The sequence below is a fragment of the Nesterenkonia sp. PF2B19 genome (assembly GCF_001758425.2).
GTDB classification, from domain to species: Bacteria; Actinomycetota; Actinomycetes; order Actinomycetales; family Micrococcaceae; genus Nesterenkonia; species Nesterenkonia aethiopica.
This window is the reverse complement of the sequence record NZ_MDSS02000012.1, coordinates 56,423-68,942: the sequence shown is the minus strand read 5'-3', so window position 1 is coordinate 68,942 and position 12,520 is coordinate 56,423. Positions and strand designations below refer to the sequence as shown.

Below are 12,520 nucleotides of genomic sequence, written 5' to 3'. Positions count from 1 at the left end.
TCCAGCACGCTGGAGCAAGGTACGGATCATATACTCCGCACGCTCGGTGCCATGGACCTCCACCAACTGATCAAAAGACTCCAACCATTCCTGAGTCTCCTCCGGATCCACATCCGGCAACTGGTTGGTCAGACCGCTGCGAATATGTGAGATCTCTTCACCAGCGCTCACAACATACCTCTCTCAAAGGGTCGATGGTCAGCACTGAGAACCCGGACACAAGGGGTCACGCCCGGCAGCGCTGTCGAGGTCGTACGCGCCCGTCAGGGTGCGGGCACGCGTCGTCATGGCAACTCTACCCGGAACACCCGGTGTCGCACTTCCCACCCGGTGCTCCGGCGACGTAACGTTGCCTGTGAGAGGCGCGGCACATGCCGTGGTCCTCCACCCGATGTCACGAGAGGAAGGGACACCCCAGGTGAGCCAGGCAGCCCCTGCCGAGGATCCGTTGAGCGCCGAGACCGGACACGCCTACGACGCCGCGACCAATGTGGTCGACACGTCGGGCCTGTTGGAGGAGCTTGGTCTCTCCGCTGATTCCCTCGTCCAGGAGATCGGGGTCGACGATGACGTCGACGACGGTTTCCGGGACGCTCTGGAGGACCTCCTCGACGATCCGCTGATCGACGAGGACGACGACGAGGTCGTGGACGCCGTGCTCCTGTGGTTCCGTGACGGCGATGGTGACCTCACCGATGCACTGGTGGACTCGCTGACCACGCTCGACACCGGCGGCGTGGTGTGGCTGCTGACTCCGCGATCCGGGCGTGACGGCTACGTTCCGCCGGTGGAGATCCAGGACGCCGCGCCGAACGCCGGGCTGCACGTGACCTCGTCGGCCGGCGTCTGTGCGGACTGGGCCGCGGCCCGCCTCATGCCGCGCAAGTGAGTCCGACCGACGTGGCGGGGGATGGCCGCCCACTGCGGCCGGGGCAGCGGATCCCCGGCGTCGGGGGGCGGACCCATCACGGCGAGGAGTTCGCGCTGCATGACCTCGCCGGGGCACCTTCACTGGTGATGTTCTACCCCTACGCGTTCAGCCGTGTCTGCGGCACGGAGCTGTCCGCCGTGTACGCCGCGGCCGGCGAGTTCGAGAGGATCGGTGCGCGTGTGGTGGCGATCAGCTGCGACTCCCTGCACGCGCTGCGTGCCTATGCGCAGGAGATCTCTGGGGGAGAGGGGCTCCCCTTCGACCTGGTGAGCGACTTCTGGCCCCACGGGGAGATCGCCCGAGCCTGCGGGGCCTTCGACGCGTCCCGGGGGGCGCCCACGCGGACCAGCTATGTGCTCGACCCCCAGCTGGTGATCCGTCACGTCCATCACGTTCCCTCGGACCGATCTCGCGATCTCCAGGAGGCCCTGGCCGAGCTCGCTGGTCTCACATGACAGCGTCGCAGGACGACGCGCGGGGTCCGACTCGCGCCCTTCTGCTGGTCACCGTGCTGCTGGTGGCGGCCAACCTCCGTCCGGCCATCACTGTGGTGGGGCCGCTGATCGAACGGATCGGTACCGACACCGGGATGAGCGCGAGCGCATTGGGCCTGTTGGGTGCACTGCCGGTCCTCAGCCTCGGGGTCTTCTCGCCTGTGGTGCATCGGCTCTCCTCCCGGTTGGGCATGGAACGCAGCATCCTGCTGGCGCTGGGCGTGCTCGCCGCAGGCACGGTGCTGAGGTCCCTCCCCGGCGGCCCGCTGCCGGCCGGGGTCTGGACGTTGTATCTGGGCACCGTCATCCTCGGGGGGGCCATCGCGGTGGGGAACGTGCTGGTGCCGGCGGTGGTCAAACGGGACTTTCCCGATCATGTGCCCCTGATGACGGGCCTCTACACCGCCACGCTCGTCGGCTGTGCGGCGGTGGCCTCCGGTGTGGCGGTCCCGGCCGCCGCCTGGATCGGCTGGGAGCTCACTCTGGCCTCAGCCTCGGCGTTGGCCGTCGTCGCCGCAGTGGTCTGGTCCCGCCGCGGACGGCCGCAGGAGCAGGCGGTCGTGGTGCTGCCGACGGAGGTCTCGGACAGCCCGCGCCCCCGAAGACGCCGACTGACACGGTCACCGGTGGCGTGGCAGGTCACGGCCTACTTCGGTCTGCAGTCGGCCGTGTTCTACATCATGCTCACCTGGCTGCCGTCGATCCAGACGTACCACGGGATCTCTCAGGCGGCGGCGGGATGGTGGCTTGCCGCTTACCAGGCCGTCGGGATCATCGCCAGCCTCCTGGTGGGTCCGCTGATGCAGCGCACGCGGGATCAGCGCGGCATCGCCGTCGGACTGGCGGTGCTGATGGGGTCGGGGGTCGCCGGCATGGCCTTCGTCCCGCAGCTTCTGCCCGTGTGGTGCCTCATGGCCGGTTTCGCCTCCGGGGCCACGCTTCTGGTGAGCCTCACCGTCGTCTCCCTCCGGGCCAGGACGCCGCATCAGGCGGCGCGGCTCTCCGGCATGGCCCAGGGGATCGGGTACCTGCTGGCGGGCTCCGGGCCGCTGATCGCCGGTGCGTTGGTGGACGTCACAGGTTCGTGGGTGCCAGTGCTGCATGTGCTGCTCGGCGTGATCGCCGCCCAGGGCGTGGCAGGCTGGTTCGCCGGTCGGCGGGTGTTCGTCGACGACGGCGGCGGGGCCTGAGGGGCTCGGATCGCCTAGAGTGGGGCCTCGTGAGTGTACAGAGTTCCCAGCGGGCGCGGCACGGCGTCCTCGATCGCTATTTCCACATCTCCGAGCGCGGCTCCAGCATCGGGCGGGAGGTGCGCGGAGGCCTGGCCACCTTCCTGGCCATGAGCTACATCATCGTGCTCAATCCGCTGATCATCGGCGCGGCGGCCGACTCGACCGGTCACTACCTGGGTGGCGGCACCGAGCCGAACCTGCCTGCCGTGGCGGCGGCGACGTCGCTGATCTCCGGGCTGATGACCATCCTGATGGGGGTGGTCGGCAAGTTCCCGATGGCCGTGTCCTCGTCCTTGGGCCTCTCGGCGTTCATCACTTACGGCATCGTGGTGCTGCCGGGCATGACGTGGGCCGACGCCATGGGCCTGGTGGTCATCGAGGGCTTCATCCTGCTGATCCTCGTCCTGACGGGCTTCCGGCAGGCGATCTTCAACGCCGTCCCGGCCCCGCTGAAGAATGCCATCAGCGTCGGCATCGGACTGTTCATCGCCCTGATCGGGATGATGAACGCCGGATTCATCCAGAACTCCGGCGGAGTGGGGCTGGAGCTGGGAGTGGGCGGCTTCCTGTTCGGGTGGCCTCTGCTGATCTTCCTGGTGGCCCTGTTCGCCCTGTTCGTGATGTGGGCCGCCAAGGTGCGCGGCGCCATCCTCTATTCGATCATCGGCGCCTCAGTGCTGGCGCTCACTGTGGAGGCGGTGTTCCGCGTGGGGCCGCAGGTCGGCGCGGACGGCGAGGAGAACCCCTACGGCTGGGGCCTCTCTGTGCCGACCCTCTACCAGAACTGGTTCACGCTGCCGGACCTGTCCCTGATCGGCGAGTTCAACCTGTTGGGGTCCTGGCAGAACATCGGGATCATCGCGGCGTCGTTGGCGATCTTCACCTTGCTGCTGGCGAACTTCTTCGACCTGCTGGGCACCATGGTGGGTGTCTCCAACGCGGGCGGCATCAAGGACGCCTCAGGCGAGATCCCCTACTCGCGGCGCATCATGATCTCTGACGCCGTGGGGACCATGGGCGGCGGCCTGGGCTCCACCTCGGTGAACTCGGGCTTCATCGAGTCCACGGTCGGCGTCGGCGACGGCGCCCGAACCGGGCTGGCCAATGTGGTCACGGGCGTGCTGTTCCTGGCCACGATCGTGCTGGCGCCGCTGGCGGCGGTCATCCCCACCGAGGCCGCGTCGGCGACGCTCGTGCTCGTCGGGTTCCTGATGATGCAGCAGATCACCCGCATCGACTGGACGGACGTGGAGATCGCCATCCCGGCCTTCATGACCGTGGTGATGATGCCGTTCTCGTACTCGATCACCAACGGCATCGGCGCGGGGTTCATCACCTTCGTGGGTATCAAGCTGCTGCGTGGCAAGGCCCGGGAGGTGCATCCGCTCATGTACGTGACCGCGGTGCTGTTCATCCTCTACTTCGTCTCCGGCCCCATCCAGGAGGCTCTCGGCGTGAGCTGACGGGCCTGTCGGCAGTCCGACGACGTCGGCCCCGGCCCCGGTGCACCTGCACAGGCCGGGGCCGACGTGTCTGTCGGCCTGCCCTCGTCCAGGAGTGTCGAGGAAATCGTCACATAGGCCTCACCTGGCGCGCTGGCATCCTCACTGACGCGAGATACCTCCGGGGAAGGGATGCCTCACCTTCACCTGGTCCCGATCTGGGCTATTAGCCAAGGCTTCTGTTGCGTATACTGCTGGACGGTGCCCGTGCGGGACGCGGGCCCGCTCTGTCGTATCCCAAGGGCCGCCATCGGCCACAACGCACCACCGACAGAGACGCAGCCCGGACGGCACAGCGGGCCCCCAGGGCATGTGCCGGAGGGCCCGCGGCACAGCCCCATGAAAGGACCCCATTCGATGACTCGCACTCTCGTGCCGGCCGCCGTCGCGCTGCTGGCCCTGACGCTCACCTCCTGCGGCGCCACCGACGGCGACCAGGACGAGGCCGCCGGAGAGCAGGCCGGAGCCGACCAGGACAGCGTCGTGCTGTATTCGGGACGCAACGAGGAGCTGATCCAGCCGCTGATCGACCAGTTCAGCGAGGACACCGGCATCGACGTCGAGGTCCGCTACGGAGACACCGCCGAGCTGGCCGCCCAGATCCTCGAGGAGGGGGAGTCCACACCCGCTGACATCTTCCTCGCCCAGGATGCCGGGGCGCTCGGTGCCGTCGCCCAGGACGGGCTGTTCGAGGAGCTTGACGAGGAGCTCCTCGCCCAGGTGCCGGAGGCCTTCCGTGACGCGGAGGACCGATGGGTCGGAGTCTCGGGCCGGGCCCGCACCCTGGTGTACAACACAGACCTCGTCGACGAGTCGGAGCTGCCGGAGACCGTCTCGGATCTGACCGATCCCGAGTACGCAGGGCGCTACGCGGTGGCTCCGACCAACGGGTCCTTCCAAGCGTTCGTGACCGCCTACCGTGAGATCGAGGGCGACGAGACCGCCGAGGACTTCCTGACCGGGCTGGCGGAGAACGACCCGCAGATCCGGGAGAAGAACGGCGAGATCGTCTCCGACGTCGCCGACGGCGTCGTGGAGATGGGCCTGGTCAACCACTACTACCTCTACGGCCGTGCGGCCGAGCTGGGGGAGGACCCCGCAGAGCTGAACATCGCCAACCACCTCTTCGGTGACGGCGACGTCGGCGCGCTGATGAACGTGGCCGGCGTCGGAGTGTTCGACGCCGACCATGAAGGAGCCCATACGCTCGTGGAGCACCTGCTCAGCGACGAGGGCCAGCGCTACTTCGCCGAAGAGACGGCTGAGTACCCACTGATCGACGGCCTCGACGGGCCGGAGGGCATGCCGTCGTTGGAGGAGCTCGACGTCCCGGACATCGACCTCAACTCTCTGGAGGACCTGGAGACCACCGTGCAGATGATCACAGATTCCGGCTGGTGGGCTGACCCATCACCCCCACCACGGCCGGTCGGTCTCCGGCGCACTGGACGGCTCCGCCCCTGCCGGGGGCGGAGCCGTCGGCGTGCCCTGGTGGCTGCGGCCGCAGCTCTGATCGGCACCGCGGTGGCCCTGCTGCCGCTGGTCTACCTGGTGGTGCGCGTCGCCCAATACCCCCTGGGCGACTTCGCTGATGCTGTCCTGAGCCCCCGCAGCGCGCGGCTGGCCGTCACGTCCCTCGCCCTGACCGGCCTGGTGACTCTGCTGTGTGTGGCCCTCGGAGTCGGGTTGGCCGCGTTGGTGACCCGCACCCGGATCCCGGGGCGCGTGGCCCTGGGGGTGGCGGCCGCCCTGCCATTGGCGGTTCCCTCTTATGTGGCGGCCTTCGGCTGGCAGTCGATGAACGCGCTGCTCAGCCCGGGCACGACGTTCGAGGGCTTCGCCGCCGCCGTCGTGGTGATCACCTCCGTCACGTACCCGTACGTATACCTGCCGGCGGTCGCCGCCCTGGTGGCTGTCGATCCCGCGCAGGAGGAGGCCGCACGGGCACTGGGCCGCGGGCCGCTGTCCACGTTCTTCACGGTGACGGTGCGACAGGCCGCCCCGGCGATCACCGCTGGGGGCCTGCTGTGCGCGGTCTACGTGATCGCGGACTTCGGAGCAGTCTCGATCCTGCGGGTGGACACCTTCACTCGGGCGATCTTCACCAGTTTCTCCATGGGATTCGACCGACTCGGCGGCATCGCACTGTCCTCCGTGCTCCTGCTGCTCACCCTGTGCGTCCTCACCGTCGAGGGGCGTCTGCGTCGCACCGGGACCAGGTATGCGAGCCTCTCCGGCTCGGGAGGTGGACGCCTGCTGCTGCTCGATCTGGGGCGCTGGCGTGGTGCGGCCGTGATGCTGGGGTGGGCGCCGATCGTCGTCGCGCTGGGGGTGCCGCTCTCGGCACTGGCATCTGGAGCGTCCAGGGGGTGTCCCGCCCGGGATCCCTCGCCGAGGTGATGGGTGCCCTGGGCAACTCGCTGTGGGCCGCCGGCCTGGCGGCGGCCGCGACCACGCTGATCGCCGTCCCGCTGGGGCTGTGGCTGGCCCGACGCCCCAGCGTCCTGGCTCGAGGCCTGGAGAGGGCCGCGTATCTGGCGCATTCGCTGCCCGGGGTCGTCATCGGACTCTCGGTGGTGATGCTCGGCATCACGGTCCTTCCGGCGCTGTATCAGACGATGTGGCTGCTCACACTGGCCTACTGCGCCTGATGCTGCCGCTGAGCCTGGGGCCGGTCCTCTCGGCCGCGCTCAGTGCGCCGCCGGAGCTGGAGGAGGCGGCGCGGGCGCTCGGCAGGAGTCCGGTGCAGGCCTATCTGCGCGTCACCCTGCCGCTGATGCTTCCGGGCATCGTCTCCGGGGCGCTGCTGGTCCTTCTCACGGTGATCAAGGAGCTTCCTGCGACGCTGATGCTGCGGCCCACAGGCTTCGACACTCTGGCCACGCGGCTGTGGACCTACACCGGCAACGAGTCCTACGCGGCCGCCGCTCCGTTCGCGGCGCTGCTGGTACTCGTCGCCGCCGTTCCGGCCTGGATGATGATCTCACGACTGCTCAAGGAGGTCCGATGACCACTCCGGCATTGACCACGAGTCCCGCGGGCGCACCAATCGATGCGGCGAGACAGACCGCCGTCTTGGGGGCCGGTGCTGAGCGGCCGGGACTGCAGGTGGTGGGCGCCTCGGTCGGCTTCGGGCGGGGCACCCCGGTCCTCCAGGGCGTGGACCTGGAGGTGGCGCCCGGCAGCACCACCGCGATCGTGGGACCGTCCGGTTCCGGCAAGACCTCGCTGCTGCGGGTGATCGCCGGGTTCCTCCGCCCCGCAACCGGCACGGTGTCCCTGCGCGGGCAGGAGGTCACCCAGGTGCCCGCCCACCGGCGCAGCATCGGTCTGGTGGCACAGGACGGGGCCCTGTTCCCGCATCTCGACGTGGCAGGAAACATCGCCTTCGGACTGCCGAAGGGCATCCGGCGCGGGGAGGCGAGGCGCCGCGTCGAGGAGCTGCTGGACCTGGTGAGCCTGGACCGCTCCCACGCGCGACGGCGGCCCGATCAGCTCTCCGGAGGCCAGCGGCAGCGGGTGGCGTTGGCCCGCGCACTGGCCCGGCGTCCGGAGGTCATCCTGTTGGACGAGCCGTTCTCCGCCTTGGACGCAGGTCTGCGGGAGATCACTCGGCAGGCCGTCCGTGAGATCCTCGCCTCGACCGGGACCACCACCGTGCTGGTGACCCACGACCAGGACGAGGCCCTGTCCTTCGCCGACCAGGTGGCCGTGCTGCGGGACGGGCGGCTGGCCCAGACGGGCACCCCGGAGGAGATCTACCGCCGCCCCCGTGATGCGCGCACTGCCAGGTTCCTGGGCGAGGCCGTGCTGCTGCCGGCCCGCCTGCGCAGTCCCGGCGTGGCGTCCACTGTGCTCGGAGACGTCTCGGTGGTGCGTTCCGAACCGGAGGAGTCGGCCGAGGATCGGAGCTGGCGCACCGCGGACGCATCGGCCACCGTCATGCTTCGTCCGGAGCAGATCGTGCTGGCCGACGAAGGCGTCCGTGCCGAGGTGCTGACCTCGCAGTACTTCGGGCATGACACCACGGCTGTGGTGTCGGTGGACGGACTCGAGGAGCCCATCCGCGTGCGCCGGCTCAACGCCGATCCGCTGCCGCCGGGCGCGGTCGTGCGGCTGGCCGTCGCCGGGCCCGGGGTCGCCTATCCGGAATCGGAGCCTCAGCACTGAGTTCGACCACCTCGGGCCATCTCGGTCCAGGGGAGGTCTGTGACAGAGGTGTCCTCCTCAGAGGGCCATGACATGGCCACGACGACCCGGAGAGGCGCCCGGGCGGCAGGTCACGAGGACGTCGGCGCTGAGGTCCGCACCGTCAGGCCGGGCCATGTCGCGGTCGTGGTCCTCGGAGCAGCAAGGAGCGGCTGTCAGGACCATCCCCCGGGCTCTGAGGGAAACCTCGCGCTGATGGATCGGCAGCTGCGCTCCGCGGCTCATCGCATGAACGCCCAGACGGGAGATGCGGTCGTGCCGCTGGAGGAGGTCACCGACCTCCGCCTCGGCTGGACGAGGATCGCCGGAATGGTCCCTGTGGTGCCCAACGCTGTGGTCGTCGACATCCGGGACGGCTACGAGCATCGCTTCGTCGTCCATGGTCGTCAGGCGTGGCAACGAGAGATCATCCCCGCCGTCGGCCTCTGAGGGGCGAGCCGGTCCGGAGACCGGCCGTTCGGGAGACCGCGAGCCCACGGTCGGAGCCCCCTCGTCTCGTCAGGTGACCGCCGGAGACTCGACGCCCTGAAGACGACGCCGCAGGACCGGCGTGTGAGCGTGGCCCACCCGCTCGTAGATCGCCAGCGCCTGGCCCCATGCCTCCCGCGCACCGTCTGGGTCCTGAGTCGCGGAGCATGTCTCGCCCAGACTGATCAGGGTCAGCGCCTCCAGGTCCCAGTGCCCGCGCGCCTGCTCCAGAGAGATGAGCAGGTGGGACCTGCTGTGCTGCAGCGCCCGGGCCTCTCGCGTCAGGCCGCCGAGCGCCAGGTGGGCGGTGGCGATGATGTCCCGCTGCCCCAGATCTCGGCCTCGGTCAGGGCCAACCGCACGAGCCGGTGACCGACCTTGCGCCGGCCCACGCCGTGGAGCGCCTCTCCGGCGCTGACCAGGGCCTGGCAGGCGCGAGCGCGACGCCCCAGCCTGGTGGCCAGTCGCAGCGTCCGCCGGGCGAGGTCCAACGCAGCCTCATGCTCTCCGGTGCTCGCGTAGGTCAGGGTCAGGTTCAGCAGGGCGACGGACTCGCCGTAGGGCGAGCCGCGCTGCCGGCTGATGTCGACTGCTTCGTGGAGGAGCCTGCGGGCCTCGTCCGCCTCACCCAGCAGATGGTGGGCCAGCCCCCAGTTGGCCAGGGAGAAGCACACCGCCGGGTCGTCGAGGGCCCGCAGCGTGTCCACGGAGGATCGGTGCTCGCGCAGGGCGCCGCGGATGTCTCCGCGATAGGCGTGGGCCCCTCCCAGCAGCCCTCGGGTGACGGCGGCCTCACGCTCCTCTCCGGCTCGGAGGTGACAGTCCACGGACCGCTCCAGCAGCTCACGCGACTCCTCCAGCTGCACCCGCAGCAGGGCCACTCGCCCCAGCATCCGCAGTGAGTGGCCCTGTGCGGCCAGGTCCTCCAGGCGGCGGCCGGCCAGGAAGGCTGCGGTGTGCAGCCGGTGGGCGCTGTGCAGATAGGGGGAGCGGTCCAGGTGGCGACGCAGGAGCTTGGACAGCACGACGGCGAAGCGCGGCTGGCCGCCATCGGCACAGTGCTCCGCGGTGACGAGCAGATGGGGCAGCTCCTGCTCGAGCCATTCCGCTGCGTCCGTCTTCCGGCTGAACGGCCGGACGGTGTCGGCGTCGAGGAGATCCCGCGCCTCGGGGATGGTCATCTCTTCGGGCATGAGGATCTCCAAAGCGGCCGCCACGCCCCGAAGGTAGTGGCGGGACAGACGGTCGAGACACGCCTCCCGGACGGTGTCGCCCTCGTGGTCTTCGGTGAGCTCGATCGCGTAGCTGCGGAGGAGGTCATGCAGGCGGTACCGGTGAGGCCCGCAGCTCTCCACCAGATGGGCTCGGCGCAGCCCCTCTACCCCCTGCCGAACGATGCGGAGCTCGAGCCCCGCCAGGGCGGACAGGCCTTGGAGGCTGAGCTCATGGGCCGGTGCGACGCCGAAGCAGCGGAACAGCCAGGCTGGGGTCGGCTCGAGGCCCAGATACGACCAGGAGAACACCGCTCGCATGGAGGACGCCTGGTCCCCGGTGGCGTGGAGGTCGAGGACGTCGAGTCGATCCTGCAGGTCCTCGAGATCCTCCAGGACCGTCGGAAGGTCCTCAGATCCGATCCCCCGGACACGTTCGGCGGCGACACGCAGGGCCAGCGGCAGATGCGCACACCGGTCGGCGAGGGTCTCCAGCTGATCAGCGCTGGGCGCCGGGCCCAGCAGCTGTCCGAGCAGGCGGCGTGAGTCGTCGTCGCCCATCGTGCTGAGGGCGATCTGGTGCGCGCCCTCCTGCAGCACCAGCCCCGTGAGCGCGGTCCGGCTCGTCACGATGACCAGGGAACCGGAGCCTCCGGGCAGCAGCGGCCGCACCTGGGACACATCGCGGGCGTTGTCCAGCAGGATCAGCAGGCGTCGTTCCGCCGTCTGGGACCGGAAGGCCGCCGCGCGCTCGTCGAGTCCGTCGGGGACGTGTTCGACGTCCGTGCCGAGAGCGCGCAGGAACCCGGCGAGGGCCTGTTCTGCAGGCACGGGATCCTCGGGACCGTACCCCCGCAGGTCCACCGCCAAGTGACCGTCGGGGAACCGGTGGGCGATCTCGTGGGCCCAATGCAGAGCCAGGGCGGTCTTGCCGACGCCGGCGCCGCCGATGAGTGTGAACAGCGACGCCGGACGATGGTCATCGTCCAGCCACGTCCAGAGCTCACTCTGCTCGGCGTCGCGTCCGATGAATCCTCGCGGCCGGGCGGGCAGCTGAGCTGGGACCTCCACAGCCGCGCAGGCCCCGTGGACGCCGGCCCGCTGGCGTGACAGCGCCTCGAGGGCCGCGGCAGGCGGAAGACGGTCATGGTCCAGTGCGGCACCGGAGAGGATCCGCGCCTGCAGGTCCTGCAGTCCAGGGCCCGGTTCCACACCCAGTTCCCGGCGCAGCACCGAGCGTGCCTCGTGGAAGACAGCCAGGGCGTCGGCCTGACGGCCCGCTGCGGCGTGGCTCATCATGAGCAGCTCGCGGAGGCGCTCACGCAGCGGGTGCTGATCGACGACAGGTGGCAGTTCGTCGGCCACGAGCGCATGATGCCCGCAGGTCAGCTCAGCGGCGTAGAGCTCCTCCCACGCGGTGACCCGCAGATGCTGCAGGCGCACAGATGCCGCCGCGGTCTCCTCGGTCTCCAGGCCGTGGAACGGTCGTCCGCGCCAGAGGTTCAGGGCTTCACGGGCGAGTGCCGCGGCCTGGGCTGGCTGCTGGGCGGCGACGTCGGCCGCCGCGGAGACCAGGGACTCGAACCGTCCGGCGTCGGTCTGTTCCGCGGTGATCTGAAGCCGGTACCCACCGGGGTCCGCGGCCAGGGGCAGGTCGCCGACGGCGGAGCGCAGGCGATGCACGTGCGTCTGCAGGCGATGGACCATCCGCGGATCCGCCGGGCATCCCCACATCGCGTCGGCGAGCCGGTCATGGGTCAGCAGGCGGCCGGGGTTCGCCAGGAGCAGCCCCAGCAGCTGGGACTGCAGACCTGTCGGGGTGAGTGTGCTGCCGTCATCGCGACGAACGCGTACAGGCCCCAGCACCTCGAAGATCGGCATGTCATGATCCCCGGCAGACTCCGGAGCGGTGCCTCCGGATGGCGGCGCCCGCGACCGCCGGGGCGATCCTCCCCTCCCGTTGCGACGACCGTGCCCGACGATGACACGGTACCGTGCCGCAGCGCTCTCCGAGAACTCTTCGGCGCCGATGGAGAGGAGACGTCCCAGGTCAGCGGCTGAGCGGACCGCTGCAGAAGGGCGTGTGAGGCCCGTGTGAGGAGACTGTGAGGCGGTGTCGGCACAGTGGAGCCATACGAGGAGGGGACCTGCAGCCGGAGACATGTCTGCGTGAGGAGAACCATGACCAGCATCATCGATGTCCACAGCATCCCCGCCGCGCGGCGGCTGGCCTACGAGCTGGGCGCGCGCCTGGTGCTGTGGGCCAGCCGCTGCGAGGAGATCTGCGTCGTCCGACGCGAGCGGCCGGGGCCCCAGGAGATCCACCGGCGCCGACTGGTCGGCTGGGAAGCGCGGCGGCGGCACGACGACATGGTCGCCCGGGCCACGGCTGCGCCTACGGGTATCTGCCGTGAGGGCGAGCGGCCGGGTCCGCGGAGGCTGACCCCGTGCGGCCCAGCTCGGCGCTGATGTC

The 12,520-nt window shown here is 69.9% G+C and carries 11 protein-coding genes; 10 read left to right on the top strand and 1 reads right to left on the bottom strand.

All coding sequences use genetic code 11. The annotated features are described in order from the left end of the window. The first annotated feature begins 418 nt into the window (after positions 1–418). From BCY76_RS05745 to BCY76_RS17450, 9 genes are all read left to right on the top strand, one after another. On the top strand, positions 419–889 hold the full coding sequence (locus BCY76_RS05745) for a DUF3052 family protein (RefSeq protein WP_237089993.1): 471 nt from the start codon (positions 419–421) through the stop codon (positions 887–889). Next, positions 886–1,386: a redoxin domain-containing protein gene (locus BCY76_RS05740; RefSeq protein ID WP_170922607.1), complete on the top strand. Its 501-nt coding sequence runs from the start codon at positions 886–888 to the stop codon at positions 1,384–1,386. Before BCY76_RS05745 ends, BCY76_RS05740 begins: the two co-directional genes overlap by 4 nt. After that, positions 1,383–2,615, top strand: a complete 1,233-nt coding sequence (locus tag BCY76_RS05735; RefSeq protein WP_085437324.1) for a CynX/NimT family MFS transporter — start codon at positions 1,383–1,385, stop codon at positions 2,613–2,615. The genes BCY76_RS05740 and BCY76_RS05735 overlap by 4 nt, the downstream gene beginning before the upstream one ends. Before the next feature lie 29 nt (positions 2,616–2,644). After that, positions 2,645–4,120, top strand: coding sequence for an NCS2 family permease (locus tag BCY76_RS05730; protein ID WP_070162400.1), 1,476 nt, complete (start codon positions 2,645–2,647; stop codon positions 4,118–4,120). A 396-nt stretch (positions 4,121–4,516) separates the two neighbouring features. After that, positions 4,517–6,559 carry an extracellular solute-binding protein gene (locus tag BCY76_RS18995; protein WP_237089992.1) on the top strand — a complete coding sequence of 681 codons (2,043 nt, stop codon included), beginning with the start codon at positions 4,517–4,519 and terminating at the stop codon, positions 6,557–6,559. Beyond that, on the top strand, positions 6,529–6,810 hold the full coding sequence (locus BCY76_RS18990) for a hypothetical protein (RefSeq protein ID WP_170922601.1): 282 nt from the start codon (positions 6,529–6,531) through the stop codon (positions 6,808–6,810). The genes BCY76_RS18995 and BCY76_RS18990 overlap by 31 nt, the downstream gene beginning before the upstream one ends. Beyond that, entirely contained in the window at positions 6,810–7,169 is a 360-nt protein-coding gene (locus BCY76_RS18985; protein ID WP_170922600.1) for an ABC transporter permease subunit, read from the top strand. Before BCY76_RS18990 ends, BCY76_RS18985 begins: the two co-directional genes overlap by 1 nt. Then, complete coding sequence (locus BCY76_RS05720; RefSeq protein ID WP_083277789.1) at positions 7,166–8,329, top strand: ABC transporter ATP-binding protein; 1,164 nt, start codon at positions 7,166–7,168, stop codon at positions 8,327–8,329. The genes BCY76_RS18985 and BCY76_RS05720 overlap by 4 nt, the downstream gene beginning before the upstream one ends. Before the next feature lie 267 nt (positions 8,330–8,596). Next, entirely contained in the window at positions 8,597–8,797 is a 201-nt protein-coding gene (locus BCY76_RS17450; RefSeq protein ID WP_139827637.1) for a hypothetical protein, read from the top strand. A 320-nt stretch (positions 8,798–9,117) separates the two neighbouring features. Here BCY76_RS17450 and BCY76_RS05710 read toward each other — a convergent pair whose 3' ends face one another. Continuing rightward, the gene (locus tag BCY76_RS05710) at positions 9,118–11,928 is read right to left on the bottom strand and encodes an AfsR/SARP family transcriptional regulator (RefSeq protein ID WP_170922606.1); all 2,811 of its coding nucleotides are present in this window, start codon (positions 11,926–11,928) and stop codon (positions 9,118–9,120) included. A 300-nt stretch (positions 11,929–12,228) separates the two neighbouring features. Between BCY76_RS05710 and BCY76_RS05705 the strand changes: the two genes are divergently transcribed. After that, on the top strand, positions 12,229–12,516 hold the full coding sequence (locus BCY76_RS05705; RefSeq protein WP_070162410.1) for a hypothetical protein: 288 nt from the start codon (positions 12,229–12,231) through the stop codon (positions 12,514–12,516). The last annotated feature ends 4 nt before the right edge of the window (positions 12,517–12,520 follow it).

Bases quoted from the DNA above. Each gene is read 5' to 3' on its own strand.
- BCY76_RS05735 (WP_085437324.1), top strand. From the start codon at position 1,383: ATGACAGCGTCGCAGGACGACGCGCGGGGTCCGACTCGCGCCCTTCTG.
- BCY76_RS18995 (WP_237089992.1), top strand. From the start codon at position 4,517: ATGACTCGCACTCTCGTGCCGGCCGCCGTCGCGCTGCTGGCCCTGACG.
- BCY76_RS18985 (WP_170922600.1), top strand. From the start codon at position 6,810: ATGCTGCCGCTGAGCCTGGGGCCGGTCCTCTCGGCCGCGCTCAGTGCG.
- BCY76_RS05720 (WP_083277789.1), top strand. From the start codon at position 7,166: ATGACCACTCCGGCATTGACCACGAGTCCCGCGGGCGCACCAATCGAT.
- BCY76_RS17450 (WP_139827637.1), top strand. From the start codon at position 8,597: ATGAACGCCCAGACGGGAGATGCGGTCGTGCCGCTGGAGGAGGTCACC.
- BCY76_RS05710 (WP_170922606.1), bottom strand. From the start codon at position 11,928: ATGCCGATCTTCGAGGTGCTGGGGCCTGTACGCGTTCGTCGCGATGAC.
- BCY76_RS05705 (WP_070162410.1), top strand. From the start codon at position 12,229: ATGACCAGCATCATCGATGTCCACAGCATCCCCGCCGCGCGGCGGCTG.